Origin of the sequence: Rhodocyclus gracilis (assembly GCF_009617575.1) — a bacterium.
Lineage (GTDB): Bacteria > Pseudomonadota > Gammaproteobacteria > Burkholderiales > Rhodocyclaceae > Rhodocyclus > Rhodocyclus gracilis.
On the sequence record NZ_WIXJ01000007.1, the window covers coordinates 1 to 12,792 of the forward strand.

Annotated in this window: 17 protein-coding genes and 1 tRNA gene; 5 read left to right on the forward strand and 13 right to left on the reverse strand. The window is 61.1% G+C overall.

Annotation, left to right across the window (positions count from 1 at the left end; all coding sequences use genetic code 11):
- Window positions 1-75: 75 nt before the first annotated feature.
- The 5 genes from pufA to bchC form a co-directional block, all read right to left on the reverse strand.
- Window positions 76-291 (reverse strand): light-harvesting antenna LH1, alpha subunit, encoded by a 216-nt coding sequence (gene pufA, locus GHK24_RS09990; RefSeq protein WP_153472741.1) that lies wholly within the window; start codon window positions 289-291, stop codon window positions 76-78.
- Window positions 292-323: 32 nt separating this feature from the next.
- Window positions 324-548 (reverse strand): light-harvesting antenna LH1, beta subunit, encoded by a 225-nt coding sequence (gene pufB, locus GHK24_RS09995; RefSeq protein WP_209022638.1) that lies wholly within the window; start codon window positions 546-548, stop codon window positions 324-326.
- Between the two features lie 142 nt (window positions 549-690).
- Window positions 691-909: a light-harvesting protein gene (locus GHK24_RS10000; protein WP_153472742.1), complete on the reverse strand. Its 219-nt coding sequence runs from the start codon at window positions 907-909 to the stop codon at window positions 691-693.
- Window positions 910-919: 10 nt separating this feature from the next.
- On the reverse strand, window positions 920-1,111 hold the full coding sequence (gene pufB / locus GHK24_RS13820) for a light-harvesting antenna LH1, beta subunit (protein WP_167681969.1): 192 nt from the start codon (window positions 1,109-1,111) through the stop codon (window positions 920-922).
- 287 nt (window positions 1,112-1,398) lie between these two features.
- Window positions 1,399-2,331 carry a chlorophyll synthesis pathway protein BchC gene (bchC, locus tag GHK24_RS10010; RefSeq protein WP_153472743.1) on the reverse strand — a complete coding sequence of 311 codons (933 nt, stop codon included), beginning with the start codon at window positions 2,329-2,331 and terminating at the stop codon, window positions 1,399-1,401.
- Between the two features lie 269 nt (window positions 2,332-2,600).
- On the opposite strand from bchC, the gene GHK24_RS10015 reads away from it, so the two are divergent.
- The 4 genes from GHK24_RS10015 (at window position 2,601) to GHK24_RS10030 (ending at window position 5,201) form a co-directional block, all read left to right on the forward strand.
- Window positions 2,601-2,677: transfer RNA gene (locus tag GHK24_RS10015), tRNA-Met, on the forward strand.
- 165 nt (window positions 2,678-2,842) lie between these two features.
- Complete coding sequence (locus GHK24_RS10020; RefSeq protein WP_153472744.1) at window positions 2,843-4,054, forward strand: tyrosine-type recombinase/integrase; 1,212 nt, start codon at window positions 2,843-2,845, stop codon at window positions 4,052-4,054.
- 588 nt (window positions 4,055-4,642) lie between these two features.
- Window positions 4,643-4,831, forward strand: coding sequence for a hypothetical protein (locus tag GHK24_RS10025; RefSeq protein WP_153472745.1), 189 nt, complete (start codon window positions 4,643-4,645; stop codon window positions 4,829-4,831).
- On the forward strand, window positions 4,824-5,201 hold the full coding sequence (locus GHK24_RS10030; RefSeq protein WP_153472746.1) for a hypothetical protein: 378 nt from the start codon (window positions 4,824-4,826) through the stop codon (window positions 5,199-5,201). The genes GHK24_RS10025 and GHK24_RS10030 overlap by 8 nt, the downstream gene beginning before the upstream one ends.
- A gap of 100 nt (window positions 5,202-5,301) precedes the next feature.
- Here GHK24_RS10030 and GHK24_RS10035 read toward each other — a convergent pair whose 3' ends face one another.
- The 8 genes from GHK24_RS10035 to GHK24_RS13985 all read right to left on the reverse strand — a co-directional run bounded on the left by GHK24_RS10035 (window position 5,302) and on the right by GHK24_RS13985 (window position 11,740).
- On the reverse strand, window positions 5,302-5,655 hold the full coding sequence (locus GHK24_RS10035; RefSeq protein ID WP_153472747.1) for a hypothetical protein: 354 nt from the start codon (window positions 5,653-5,655) through the stop codon (window positions 5,302-5,304).
- A 5-nt stretch (window positions 5,656-5,660) separates the two neighbouring features.
- A complete protein-coding gene (locus GHK24_RS10040; protein ID WP_153472748.1) occupies window positions 5,661-7,493 on the reverse strand; it encodes a phage tail tape measure protein in 1,833 nt (610 codons plus the stop codon).
- A gap of 237 nt (window positions 7,494-7,730) precedes the next feature.
- Window positions 7,731-8,054 carry a hypothetical protein gene (locus tag GHK24_RS10045; RefSeq protein WP_153472749.1) on the reverse strand — a complete coding sequence of 108 codons (324 nt, stop codon included), beginning with the start codon at window positions 8,052-8,054 and terminating at the stop codon, window positions 7,731-7,733.
- Window positions 8,051-8,560, reverse strand: coding sequence for a hypothetical protein (locus GHK24_RS10050; RefSeq protein WP_153472750.1), 510 nt, complete (start codon window positions 8,558-8,560; stop codon window positions 8,051-8,053). The genes GHK24_RS10045 and GHK24_RS10050 overlap by 4 nt, the downstream gene beginning before the upstream one ends.
- Before the next feature lie 61 nt (window positions 8,561-8,621).
- Window positions 8,622-9,224, reverse strand: coding sequence for a phage scaffolding protein (locus GHK24_RS10055; protein ID WP_153472751.1), 603 nt, complete (start codon window positions 9,222-9,224; stop codon window positions 8,622-8,624).
- Window positions 9,221-10,627: a replicative DNA helicase gene (dnaB, locus tag GHK24_RS10060; protein ID WP_153472752.1), complete on the reverse strand. Its 1,407-nt coding sequence runs from the start codon at window positions 10,625-10,627 to the stop codon at window positions 9,221-9,223. Before dnaB ends, GHK24_RS10055 begins: the two co-directional genes overlap by 4 nt.
- Complete coding sequence (locus GHK24_RS10065; protein WP_153472753.1) at window positions 10,624-11,376, reverse strand: helix-turn-helix domain-containing protein; 753 nt, start codon at window positions 11,374-11,376, stop codon at window positions 10,624-10,626. The genes dnaB and GHK24_RS10065 overlap by 4 nt, the downstream gene beginning before the upstream one ends.
- 163 nt (window positions 11,377-11,539) lie before the next feature.
- The gene (locus GHK24_RS13985) at window positions 11,540-11,740 is read right to left on the reverse strand and encodes a helix-turn-helix transcriptional regulator (protein ID WP_153472754.1); all 201 of its coding nucleotides are present in this window, start codon (window positions 11,738-11,740) and stop codon (window positions 11,540-11,542) included.
- Between the two features lie 701 nt (window positions 11,741-12,441).
- Here GHK24_RS13985 and GHK24_RS10075 point away from each other — a divergent pair.
- Entirely contained in the window at window positions 12,442-12,747 is a 306-nt protein-coding gene (locus tag GHK24_RS10075; protein WP_153472755.1) for a hypothetical protein, read from the forward strand.
- Window positions 12,748-12,792 lie beyond the last annotated feature (45 nt).

The window sequence follows — 12,792 nt, forward strand, 5'->3', positions numbered from 1 at the left end:
AGCGTCCCCCGGAAACGAACGGGCGCAGGCCAACCACGCCCGCCCCCGCCCGATTCCTTCGGCAAACGACTCTTACTAGGCAACCAGCGAAGCCGGCGCCGGCGTTGCCGGAACCTGTAGAGCAGCGACCTTCTTGTTCGGATTCGGGCCGGTATCGATCCAGTTGAAGCGTTCCGTGCCGAGCAGCAGGAAGTGAATCAGCAGCGCGAGAACGCCCAGCCAAACCGCCGTGCCGATCATTACCGTGCGCGGATCCAGAACCAGCCAAAGTTTCCATTGAGCAGCAGCCATGTCCATACCCCTTTCTGACAGATGTCAAAACCTTATTGAAGCCACGGACGCCACGCCCAGACCAGCGCGTGTGCAAAGATCGCGACCACCGTAACGAACGCGAAACCCTGGGTGTAAAGGGTGCCGAATTCCTGGGCTTCCTGTTCCGTCAAACCGGACAGAGACTTTCTTTCTTCAGCCATTTGTTTAACCTCCTGACGAGCCTTGCGGCCGTTACCGCGCACATCCCGCGCGGCGGGGATTTCCGTGGAAGCCATCCCACGGGAAACTCAACATCGGGCAAAAGCCCAACCAACAACCACTCAAATCTTGTATCCGACTCGCCACAGAGACCGGGCAAAGGGCGAAAAAAAAGGGCGAGGTGGCGATGCCAACCCACCCTTTTTAGGGCTAACGCAATTACTTAACGTCAGCAGCCGGGGCAGCAACCGGGGCCGGAGCAGCTTGAACAGCAACGGCAGCCGGCTTAGCCAGCGGAACTTCACTCCACCAAGCCGTCAGACGGCCATTGGCGAGCAGAGCCGCGTGAATGGCGAGAGCCGTCAGAGCGACCGTGAAAAGGAACACGGGCAGGCCAACAGTGGGCTTAACCACCAGCCAGATTTTTCCATTCGTCATGCTCTATCTCCTAGCTCAGAAACGGCAACACGGACTGGGCGAGGACAGCGCCGCCCTTGCCCCACGGATGCGCCGCGAAAACCAGCACGTGCGCAACAATAGCAATAGCACCGAAAGTGCGGGTGCCATTGATGACATACCCGTGCAGTTCGAGCGCTTCCGCTTCCGTCAGACCCGACGGATAAACTTTAGCATCAGCCACAGTAATACCTCCTGATTTGCCTTTCGGCCGTTACCGCGCACCTCCCGCGCGGCTGGGATTTCGCAAGTTCGACCTTGCGAAGACTGCCATTCAGCATCGCACCCCGACACTGAATGTAACGCTGTTCCACACGATTTGTGTCGTTTGTGTAACAGACGGTGCCAGTCTACTCTTCGACTTACGAAAGTCAAATACTTTTTTCAGACGAAACTCATGCCTCTTTTCGGGCATTGCCGGGGGGGCAAATCAACTGCCCAATCCCTTGATTTACGGGACTTCGAGCCAAATCAGCGGGCACCGCGCCAGTCGAGAACCATCTTCAGGCAGGCGGCGTCGGTGAAGGCGGTGCGGTACGCCTGCTCAGCATCTGGCGCGGCGACGCGGTGCGTAATCAGGCCATCGAGCGAGAGCCGTCCGTCTTCGGCGTAAGCCTTGACGGCGGCAAGGTCCGGATCCTTGAACTCCGCCGCGATCCGCAGGCGGGCCTCGCGCATGAACGCCGGCGGAAAACTGAACGAGAGCGGCTTGTCGTAAAAACCTGCCAGCACCACCTCACCACCGCGCGCCAAGCGGCTAATCAAGGTATCGAGCAAAGTCGGATCGCCGCTGACGTCGCAGATCACGCGGTAGTCGCGCTTCTCATCCTGCGCCGGATCGATGACAGCGTAGCCCTGCGCGCCATCCATTCGTTGCGGGTTACGCTCCCACACCACCGGATGCCCGCCTTCCAACACCGCGAGCCGCGCCAACAGACGCCCCAGCACACCGTGCCCGACGATCAGGTCCGGCAATTCGCCGCCTGTCAGTGCGTGATACGCCGTCGCCGCCAGGGCCAACAGGACGCCCTGCTCTCCCAAGGATTCCGGAAAGGGAATGACGCGAGCACCGGCGACTACGACACGCCCCGCCGCACCACCAAACAGCCCCCGCACCTCCCCGTAACACTTGGCACCCGGCACGAACACATAGTCGCCAACGGCACGCCCTGAGCCTGCTCCCGCCGCCACGATGCGGCCGACCGACTCGTAGCCAGGAACCAGCGGATAGCCCAAACCGGGAAAGGGCGGCATGCGCCCGGTCCACAGGAGCTTCTCGGTGCCGATACTGATACCGCTGAAGTCGATCTCGACGACGATCTCCTCGTCGGTCGGCGGAGTCAGATCAAGGCGGCGCACGGTCAGTTGTTCGGGAGCTTCGAGTACGACAGCAAGGGTATCCATGGAGCCTCTTCTATTAGGTAAAGGAAACAGGGGCACATCGCGCCGAACACGACGCCGCCCAACAATCTTCACCGAGTCTACCGGGCACCCACCCCAAGTCAATCACGACCGACATCTTTCGCCTATAGAACATGGCACTACGCCCCCCCCAGAGCGAGCCGCTGCGCCTTGGCCGGTCTCGCGCGCGCGAACAGAGGCCAGCACTCACGCCACCTCGACGGCGATTGACCCGGGCCACGCTCCCCCACTATAATCTCGCGCCCTACACCGGTGATGTAGCTCAGTTGGTTAGAGCGATGGATTCATAACCCATAGGTCGGCAGTTCAATTCTGCCCATCACCACCAAAGAACAATTTAAAGCAGCTCAAAGAAGGCCGGACACACTAGAAAAAAACTAGTGATCCGGCCTTTTTGTTGTTCAAAGTTGTACGACGGCGTGTATTGAAATCCGGGGGCATGTGGGGGCATGATCTGGGGCATCGCCCATATCGTTCAGATTGGATGCCCCCAATGCCCCTAACTGACACCGCAATCCGTAACGCGAAACCGGCCGAAAAGCCCGTCCGAATGTTCGACGCTGGCGGCCTGTACCTTGAGATTTCGCCAGCTGGGGGCAAGCTCTGGCGCCTGAAATACCGGTTTGGGGGCAAGGAAAAGCGGCTCGCGCTGGGGGCATACCCTGAAGTTGGCCTCAAGGAAGCAAGGGGAAAGCGAGACGACGCCCGCAAGCTCTTGGCGGCCGACATTGATCCAGGCGAACACCGCAAGGCACAGAAGGAGGCCAAGCTGGAGAGGGCGTCCAATTCGTTCGAGATCGTCGCCCGTGAGTTCTTCTCCAAGAATAGGGCAACCTGGGCGGCGAGCCATCACAACAAAATCATCCTGCGCTTCGAAAAAAACGTCTTTCCATGGATAGGCGACAGGCCGATAGCAGAAATATCCGCCCCCGAGATATTGACCATCCTCCGCCGGATTGAAAGCCGGGGCGCGGTCGAGACGGCACACAGAACGCGGGAAAATATTGGACAGGTGATGCGCTACGCCATTGCGACCGGCCGGGCAGAGCGCGACCCTGCCGCCGACCTTAAGGGGGCGCTAGCGCCGATCAAAAGGGAGCACTTCGCGAGCATCACCGATCCCGCCAAGGTGGGCGAGCTCTTGCGGGCACTGGATGCCTTCCAGGGGACGTTCATCGTCAAGTCGGCTCTGTTGCTGGCGCCGCTGCTGTTTGTCCGACCTGGCGAGCTGCGAAAGGCCGAGTGGTCGGGCTTCGATCTGGGAAAGGCCGAATGGCACTATCTGGTGACAAAGACCAAGACGGAACAGGTCGTCCCCTTGTCGAGCCAGGCCGTGGACATTCTCAAGGAGCTGCAGCCGCTGACTGGTCATGGCCAGTACGTTTTTCCGGGCCGCGATCCGCAGAAACCCATGAGCGAGGCCGCGGTGAACGCTGCCCTGCGGCGCATGGGCTACGACACCAAGACCGAGATTACCGGGCACGGCTTCAGAGCCATGGCGCGGACCATCCTGCACGAGGAACTGCACCAGAAACCCGAAGTGATCGAGCACCAGCTTGCGCACAAGGTGCCCGACGCTCTGGGCTCCGCCTATAACCGGACCAAGTTCCTGAAGGAGCGCCGAGCCATGATGCAGCTCTGGTCTGACTACCTAGACAAGCTGAAGGCCGGCGCCGAAGTGATCAGATTGCACCCTGCAGCCTGACCGCTCCCTCGCGCTCCCTTTTTTATAGCCGAAAAAAATAAGGCGGCACCCGCCCAAAACCCTGCGCCCGTAGGCGTTTCGACGAATCGGCGGCTGGCTTATTTTCCCGGAAAGCTGTGCGTGAAGTGTGCCGGGCGCCGCCAAAACCCGCTCCAGCGCATGGGAATCTCCCGCGAAACTCCTTTTTTATAGTCGGGAAAAATACCCGGAACTGCGAAAGGAGGGGCTGAATCGCCCGCGGGAACTGCTTCACAGCCCCGAGAACCATCGGCCCTATCGAGCGCCCGTGATCTACGAGTGCGACCTCGACGCCGACGGGAAGACTGTCCTTGATGTTTGCGTCCGCGAAGGGCGGCAATCTCGAGGTCGCGAAGCCTCGTTGAGAACGTTCAAGGCCTAGCGCTGTCGGAGACTTGAGCAGGACGAAAGATGGCTGCAAAATTGGCCCTGTGGATAACTTTGGCTGGCGTCAAATTGTAACTATCTGAAATCTGTGGATAAGTCGCTTTTTTGTGGGCGGCTTATTTCCTATACTTCGTCCCAACAAAAAGCCGCCCATGGAGCGGCTTTTGTCACGAGGAGAGATTCATGAAATCTCGTCAAGCTAGATCAGTGTTCAGCGAATTCCTGCGCGGCATCGGGAGTTCTCTTGAGGTCGCGCCGCGCGCTTCCTACATCAGGCCGACGGGCGGCTTCAAACGTGATGCCAAAGCGCTGAATGGCGACGTCCGCCAGGTCGGCAACAGCATGCGCCGCGCCTTGGCTTCTCATGGGTAGTCGTCAGACGGCAGGACGGCTCAAACGAGGCGACGGCGAGCTGACATTTCAGCAGCAAGAAACCGACAGCCCGATTTTGCCGGTTCCACACCTGGAGCGGCTGCACGCATTTCGCCCTGACGCGGTCGACCTGGTTCTCGAGCAGACCAAGATTGAGGCAGAGCACCGCCGAGCCCAGAACGCAAGAATCAACGGCTACATCTTCATGGAGCGCATCGTTGGGCAGATTTTTGGCCTGGTGATCGGCGCGGGAGGCATTGCCGGCGGCGTGTACGCTGCGGTTAACGGTCAGCCATGGGCGGGCGCAACGATTGCCTCCGCAGCAATTGGCGGCTTGGCAGTGGCTTTTGTTGTAGGACGCAAGAAGTAGCAACCAACTGACAGTACGGTCAGCACAAACCGCCTTCGGGCGGTTTTTTTCGCCCGAAGGTTGCGCGTCCTCGGCCTTCCGCTGGTGTTCGGCTTCTCCCTCAAAAAAGCAGTGCTACCCCGTTCTTTCTGGCCATTGCCCCCCACTGCTCAGCAGTCATGGAGAGTATCCGGATGACGAACTCCATAGGGTTCTCGCCGGCGGCCGGCCGCTCTCCAAGGAGGTCCATGGTTGCCTTCTGGAATCCTTCGGTGAGGCGTTGGTACTCGGTGGTCATGAAGTCGAAGGCGGTCACCGAAGCAGCGACCGCGCCGTCGAGGTTCCCAGCCTCCACGTTGTGTTGCGTGATGGCCAGGGTGTTCTCGCCGAGGGCCGCGTACTTCGGCGCCAGTGCGACGAGTTCGGAGGCGATCTGCTGGAATGCCTCGAAGTGCTGAAGCGTTGCTGTCCGCATGCCTGTTACCTCCCGGATGCGCCGACCGGCGTCAGTGACATGCGGCCGTCCGGACGAGAGGTGCCGGCCATGGGGCGGCGCAGGTCTTTGTCCATTTCCTGGGTCACCACCGAGTAGAGAACTCGCCCGTCAGGCATGACGATCGTGTTGTTGATCATCTTCGGCTGTTGCTGTGCCTTGCTCCGCACATAGTTGGAGCTTGGCGCTTGTTGGAAATGCAGCGATTCGTCCTGTCCGTACTTGAACCATCCGGTCGATTTTCCAAGCCACGTCTGATCCAGATAGGAACGCAGCGAACCGTGAGCACCACCTGAGCTTTTTTGGACGCTTTGGTCGATCTTGTCCCCGACGACGTCGCCAATCTTCCAGCCGGCGTAGAGCGACATGAAGGCGGCAGCCTGCAAGCCGACCGACTTCAGGCCGCCAGCGACGCTTTTCAGGTTTGCGCCGAGGCCGCCACTCGCTCCCAAGACGAGGCCAAGAGACTTGAAGGCGGTTTTGGTGAGCAAGATCGTGCCACTGATGGCCATTGCTGCGCCCAGACCGACGAAGCCATAGGTCAGCCCCTTTACAAGGAGAGGGAAGCGCTGAAGCGTCTCGAAGAACTTGCTCAAGTCCTTGATTAGCGGGGTCAGCACGGGCAGCACGGTTTTCCCAACAACGAGGCCGAGGTCATCCATTGCGGCGTGGAATTTCTCGATAGCCATCATCGGGCTTTTGGCGTTGTCCCGGTTCGTCTGGGCTATTCCGCGCGCCTTGTCGTAAGCAAGCAATGACTCCTCGATGACAGGCATTTGCTGCATGAGCTTGTTGTAAATCTTCGCGCCAGTGGTGTTGAAGAGGAGCGCGTTTGTCCGCTCTCGGTCTAGCTGGCTGGCAATGCCGTGCGTCTTGTAAATCTCCATCAGCTGCTTGGTGAATTCCACCGTATCGGACTGCATCAGGCGCAACAGCCCGTCCGTCATGCGCACCTGGCCGTGATCGATCTTGCCGATGCCAAGCTCGGCGAGCGTGCTCTGCATCTTCTTCGGTGGCAACGCCATGCCACCGCTCATGCGTGTAAAGGCGGTTCGCAGCCCGGTGGCGACCGTGCTTCCGCCAAATTCGCCGATGATCGGTTCGAGGCCGCCAAAGATCGCGCGCATCGAAAGAGAGTTGGTGGCGCTGCTACCGTAGGCGACGAACTGCTTGAGTTGGCGTTCATCGACCATCTTGCCGCTGGATTGCACTGCCTTGAAAACGCCGTCGGCAATCTCTTCCGCTCGCTTTGGATGGCCAATACCGCCCATGATTTCCACGGTTTTGTTGAGGTTTCGCATCGCCATCTCGTGCATCGCCATATGCGGGCCACCAAGCAGCTTCATGGCCGTTTCGTATTGCGCCATGACCGGCATCATTGTTTTGGCTGCCTCCAGCGCTCGCTCCCCGTCCATGCCGCTTTCACGGAAGGAGCCCTGTGCTTCGGCAAACAGACGCATGCGCTGCTGCATCGAAGTGCCGATGATGGTATTGGCCTGAACGAATTTTTGGGCGTCGCGAATCTGGGCCTCGCCGATGCCCATTTGGCGCAACTTGGCCGCTTCGCGCTCCCACTGCACGGCCTGGTCAAACGGACCTTTGAAGCCCATCAAAATGCCGGCTCCGGCGCCAGTCATCGCTCCACCAATCAACAGGGATCGCTTGATTTGTGCCAGCCGGATCTCCATCGTCATGAGACCGGCGTTTGCCTTGTCGATGTGCTTTTGGGTCGACATCAGGCCCATCGATATGGCCGTCAGCCCGCTGCTCACGTTGTTGATGAGCGAAAGCCGGATGGCGACCTTGTAGGCTTCAAACATGGTCGTTTGCCCTCCTGAAACAGGGATGTGTTGGTTGGCCGCTTGGCGGCCGCATTGAACATAGGGCCACGGCTTGCGCCGTGGCCCTACGCCGCTTTATTTCGACGTGGGTGGGGCGTGAGGTTGTCCGGGGCGATTTCAGGCGCTTGTGGCGCGAACGCTCGTTTCTGCCCATGCCCTACCTACGTGCGATTGGCTGAGCCGGGGGCGACCCCGGCTTCCGGTTGAAATTGACCATCAGATCAAGAAGGAGGACCGCCCGATGCCGGAAAGGCGCCGCCGTGCTTCTTCGTAATCCGCGTCCGACATTTCCTTTGCAGACTTCTTGAAGAGATCGGGGCGACGGCGGCGCAGCTCCTCGACAACCTCGCGGGCGTTCGTGACTTCGCCGCGACCGTCGATCTTGACCAGGCTGGCGTCGATCGCGGTCAGCGATGCCGTGTCGATGATGCCGGCCGCAACGGCGGCAGCTGCGATCAGTCGGGGGATGTCGCCGCGGGCGCTGGCCGCCTCGTTGTCCTCGATGTACTGGCGCTTGAGGGCGGCGGACTCGGTGCTCATACTGCACCTCCTTGTGCGGCGCCGGTCTCGGTGACGGAGAGCATTTCCGCCAGTGTCGGAGCCGGCATCAGGGGGAAGGCGTTCTTGGCTGCGGTGACGAAGCGCTGGGCCGCAGACTTCAACTCCGGCGTGAGAAGGGCCTGGAACGCAGCGCGAGCGGCTTCCAGCTCGTTCGTGTTGGCCGTGCCGACAGCGGATGCATCGCGATGAATGAGGGGGTGTAGTTCGTGGTGATTGCCACTAAAGACGAGAGCCAGCTCCAGATCGATCTCCCGAATCTCTGCTTTGGCGGCGCGGATTTCCTCCGAAAGCTGGCCAGCTCTCCGCGTCGCGTAGTGGGCGCCATCGCGATCCTGCATGCTGCCGCGCTCGTTTGCTTCGCGCTTGGCAGCGATAACGCCATGTTCCTTCTCGGCGACGGCCTGTTCCAACTCGCCACGGCGCTTTGCCAAGCGTTTTTGCAGCTCGTCGCGCTTCTCGAAAAAGCTCTGACGGTATTCGTTCATAGGTACCACTCCTTCATCAAAAAGCCCGGGCGGTTGCTCCGGGCCGGGTTATGAGGGGCGCTCACGCTTTCCCCTCGAAAAGAAAAGGTTTTGCTGCTCGGAGCCGCTCGATCGCGGCGTCTATGCCGCAGAGGTTGCCGGCCTCATCCAGCGTGACGCCCGCCAAGTCGAGGAAAACCGCCCAATCAGGATCAATCGCGCCGGCGGCGATCAGGGCAACCTTCGCCTCTGCCTGGATGACGCGTCGGGTCATTGCGTCGACCTGACTTTCTGCTGCAATCGACGCGAGGCGGCGCTTCTGGCACTCACGGCGCAGCAGTCGCAGCTTTGCCAGCAGCGATCGAGTCCCGGGCAGTTCGGCACCGTCGTCCTGATCGGCCGGAGCGGCGACACGGCGCAACTGCCAAAGGAGGCCGAGGGCGTCGGCCGCGTGCGTGATCTGCAGGGCCTTCACGGCCTCCAGGGCGCCTTCTTCGGCAGACATGCCGAGGGCGGCGTAGCAGTAGGGCGGAACTTCGTCCAAGCGCACCGCCTTCACCTGTTTGCCGGCCTTGACTCGCTTTTCCTCGGATGTTTTCCGCTCGACCATCGCGGCGTGCGAGGCCGTTGCCGCACGGCGCCCCTTCTCGCTCGTGTTGCGCTCTGCCAATGTGCTGACCTTCATTCGTCAAACCCCCTTCGCTGGAATCGTGGTTTCTGGGCTTCCGATGCCCGCGCCGCGGCCTCGGCAAATTCGCGCCGGTCGGCATCGCAGAAGCGGGAGAACTCACCCTGGAACACCAGCGGAATCTCGCCGAGCGGCCCAAGGCGCTGCTTGCGGATCAGGATTTCCGCGTAGCCCTTCAGGTGGGTTTGCGGGTTGTAGTAGTCGTCGCGGTAGCACATCAGCACCACGTCGGCGTCCTGCTCGATGCTTCCGGAGTCGCGCAGGTCGGACATGACCGGGCGCTTGTTCGGGCGCTCCTCAACCTTTCGCGAGAGCTGCGAGAGAAGGACTATCGGGCAGGAAATTTCGCGGGCCAGGAGCTTCAGGGCGCGCGTGATTCCGCCCAGCTCCTCGTTCTTCGTGTTGCCATCGCCACGCATCAGCTGCAGGTAGTCGATGACGATCAGATCGAGGCTGTCGAAGCGCTGGCGAACCTTGCGGGCGGCGAGGCGGACCCGGGAAACGTGCGAGAGATACGGGTCGTCGGAGATGACGAGCCGCTTTTCGTAGAGCTTGGCCAGTGATGCCGAGATTCGGTTGTAGTCCTCATCATCGATCTGGCCGGAGCGCAGTGCCGTCGTGCTGATGCTGCCGAAGCGGGCCATGGAGCGCTCGGCGAGCTGGTCGGCGCCCATCTCCAGGGACGCTACGAAAGCGGTCCCGCCCGCCATCGCCACGTTCTCGGCGATATTCACGGCCATCGTGGTTTTGCCCATGCTCGGGCGCCCGGCGACGATGACCAGATCCCCGGGGTGCAGCCCGTTGGTCAGCTTGTCGAGGTCGCGGAAGCCGGTCGGCAGACCTGAAATCTGGCCACCCTTCTCAGCACGCTGGTCAAGCGCATCAAGGACGCCGGGGAGCAACTCCGATATCGTTTTCGGCTCCTTGCCTGCGTGCTTCGTGTCGGCGAGGCCCATCACCAGGCCGGTGACTTGCTCCAGCAACTCGGCGGTCGTGCTGCCGGCGCTCTCCGCAAGCTCGGCGACTTGGCGCCCCATGGCCAGCACATCGCGCCGGACGCGACGCTCCCGCACGATTTCGGCGTAGCGGCGGATATTGGCGGCGCTGGGCGTGTTGGCCGCCAGATCGCCGAGGTACGCGAGACCTCCGGTCTGTTCGCCCTGGCCGGCTCGCTCAAGCGCCTCGGCGACGGTGACTGCGTCGACCGGCTTGCCGTTCTCGAGAAGCATGCTGATCTGGCGCCAGATACGGCGGTGTTCGTCGCGGTAGAAATCGCCCTCGGAGAGCAGGTCGGCGATGCGATCCCATGCCGAGTTGTCGAGCAGCAGCCCGCCGAGCACCGACTGCTCGGCATCGATCGAATGCGGAGGCAGGCGAAGTTGTTTGGCAGGGGCGTTCATGCTGCGGCCCTCCGCGCTTGCTCGCCGGCCGTGGTCCAGCGGGCCGGCTCTCCTTCCTTGAGATACCAGAGGCTGGCGCGGTTCTGGCGGACAGCATTACGGAACGTGCCCGGCCAGTCCCTTTTCCGGTTCTGGGTCGGCAGCCAGTAGCTCTTGAACTCGCGCCACGCGATGGCCAGCATTTCGGATTCGATGCCGACTTTCTCCGCGTAATCGAAAATCGGGTCGTCGTCAGGTATCGGCTTCATGCCTCTTGCCTGGCATTGCTCGATGAAGCACTTCAGAGTGATGCCTGCCGTTCTCGCTTTCGAGTCTGCCGACTGATCGGGCAGCGCTTGCGCGCCCCCTTTGACGGGTATTGGCGGTTCAATGACGGTTCGGCTCCCATGGGCGGGAGGGGTGGGCTCCCGTCGGCGGGAGGGGGAAGGGACACTGGCGGGAGGGCTCCCGTCGGCGGGAGGGGTGACACTGGCGGGAGGGGTCAGACGGTCGAGGGCGATTTGGTACCGGCGACTCGTGGCGCCGCCCGCCGCGTTCGCGGTCACCTTCAGGTAGCCGGCTTCCTCCAGTGCGTGAACAACTCGCCGGGCCTGCTTCTCGCTCAGCCGGATTTTTGTGGCGATCGAGGCCATGGACGGCCAGCAGCGGCCCTCGTCGTCGGACCAGTCAGCCAGGGCGAGCATGGTCAACAGATCGGACCCGCCCCCCGGAAAACCGCCCCAGACCATGGACCACACGCGGACGGCCATCTCACTGCTCCTTCAGTGCCCGCAGAAGCGCGGCCAAGAAAGCGCGGATCAGCTTCTGCTTGTCAGGGGCGCGACACGTGGGGATGGCTGCCGCCAGCCGGTGGGCGCGAGGCCACAGGGGGCCGGTGCGCCGATTGCGATGCGTGCGCATGGGACCGCCCAACTAGCCTTTGGCGATCAAAGCGCGGATGTCGTCGACCTTCCATGCGGTAGTACGGGGACCGAGCTTTACCGGCTTCGGAAAGCGCCCCGTCTTTACCCCGTTCCACCAAGTAGTGCTGCAGACAGGAATCACGGAAAGGACCTGGCGCAGTCGGCAATAGCCTTCGCTTGGTAGGCTTTGTTTCTGTGTGTTGGTTGTCATTTGTGGCCCTCGCTGAACGAATACGAATAACTGCGAGCGAAGGCTAAAACGCACCAAGAAATCATTCAACACAATGATTTTCTGCGTTTTTTTCCAATTTCATCCGCTGACATCCAAGGCGGTCCGCCGAAGTGTTGCGAATATTTTTTCATTGGAAATCGATTTGCAATAGTCTCTAGCTATAATCTCCGCATCTCATGGCCTGAAATGCTGCGATGGCGCTTATTGGATGTAAGCGGCATATCGCCGGCATGCCTTTGATTCGATTGCATGTCGATTTGTTGGGACATGATCGTTATCCGGCTGCTTATCCTGAATTGCGCGCTGCTCGCCGCATGACCTTCCGATTGCCATAAGAGATTGACCGCGAGGAAGTCACGCTAGATACTTGGCCCGTAGCTGAGACAACAGCGAACGGGCTTGGCGGCCCGAATTACATCGGCGGACAACCGCCGCAAGTGCGGTTTTTTTTTCGTCCGTTGCATGGCCTCGTCTATGGGCGGGCCGTGCGGGAGGGCTTCGGCCCTGCCGGTTCCGATGTACCGGTCCGCCAACCTGTACGGTCTGCCCACCCCCTCTTGGCGGAGGGGCGGCAGGAAAACAGCCGCTTACATCGGAGTCACCATGCAGAAAATCACCACGCCGCCCGGAGCGGCAACCCGGCAGCAACTTCACTCGACCTCCAGAACGGGGGGCGAACAATGAGCACCGGCAAAATCATCGCTACCTTGTGGGAAGCCTGCCAGGACACGCTGACGGACGAGCAGCTGAGTTCCTTGAGTTGCGGCGAGGAGATTGTCGCGAATCTTTCGGCGCTGTCTCAGATCATGGATGGCTTGGCTACGCTCGTGGCAAATGATGAGGACACCGGGAGATTCCGCAGCAGCCCAGAGGTTGCCGACATGCTTTGGGGGTTTTCCTGGGCCGTCAGTGCCGCCGCCCAAGCCGCCCGCGTGGCCAACGAAGCCAGCGCCATCAAAAAACTGAGGGCAGCCGGGGAGTTGTGATGCCTTCAGCTTGCCTGCCATTCCGCGCCCCCCCCGGCCACGCGC

Bases quoted from the DNA above. Each gene is read 5' to 3' on its own strand.
- pufA (WP_153472741.1), bottom strand. From the start codon at position 291: ATGGCTGCTGCTCAATGGAAACTTTGGCTGGTTCTGGATCCGCGCACG.
- pufB (WP_209022638.1), bottom strand. From the start codon at position 548: ATGGCTTCCACGGAAATCCCCGCCGCGCGGGATGTGCGCGGTAACGGC.
- GHK24_RS10000 (WP_153472742.1), bottom strand. From the start codon at position 909: ATGACGAATGGAAAAATCTGGCTGGTGGTTAAGCCCACTGTTGGCCTG.
- bchC (WP_153472743.1), bottom strand. From the start codon at position 2,331: ATGGATACCCTTGCTGTCGTACTCGAAGCTCCCGAACAACTGACCGTG.
- GHK24_RS10020 (WP_153472744.1), top strand. From the start codon at position 2,843: ATGCCCCTAACTGACACCGCAATCCGTAACGCGAAACCGGCCGAAAAG.
- GHK24_RS10025 (WP_153472745.1), top strand. From the start codon at position 4,643: ATGAAATCTCGTCAAGCTAGATCAGTGTTCAGCGAATTCCTGCGCGGC.
- GHK24_RS10030 (WP_153472746.1), top strand. From the start codon at position 4,824: ATGGGTAGTCGTCAGACGGCAGGACGGCTCAAACGAGGCGACGGCGAG.
- GHK24_RS10035 (WP_153472747.1), bottom strand. From the start codon at position 5,655: ATGCGGACAGCAACGCTTCAGCACTTCGAGGCATTCCAGCAGATCGCC.
- GHK24_RS10040 (WP_153472748.1), bottom strand. From the start codon at position 7,493: ATGTTTGAAGCCTACAAGGTCGCCATCCGGCTTTCGCTCATCAACAAC.
- GHK24_RS10045 (WP_153472749.1), bottom strand. From the start codon at position 8,054: ATGAGCACCGAGTCCGCCGCCCTCAAGCGCCAGTACATCGAGGACAAC.
- GHK24_RS10050 (WP_153472750.1), bottom strand. From the start codon at position 8,560: ATGAACGAATACCGTCAGAGCTTTTTCGAGAAGCGCGACGAGCTGCAA.
- GHK24_RS10055 (WP_153472751.1), bottom strand. From the start codon at position 9,224: ATGAAGGTCAGCACATTGGCAGAGCGCAACACGAGCGAGAAGGGGCGC.
- dnaB (WP_153472752.1), bottom strand. From the start codon at position 10,627: ATGAACGCCCCTGCCAAACAACTTCGCCTGCCTCCGCATTCGATCGAT.
- GHK24_RS10065 (WP_153472753.1), bottom strand. From the start codon at position 11,376: ATGGCCGTCCGCGTGTGGTCCATGGTCTGGGGCGGTTTTCCGGGGGGC.
- GHK24_RS13985 (WP_153472754.1), bottom strand. From the start codon at position 11,740: ATGACAACCAACACACAGAAACAAAGCCTACCAAGCGAAGGCTATTGC.
- GHK24_RS10075 (WP_153472755.1), top strand. From the start codon at position 12,442: ATGAGCACCGGCAAAATCATCGCTACCTTGTGGGAAGCCTGCCAGGAC.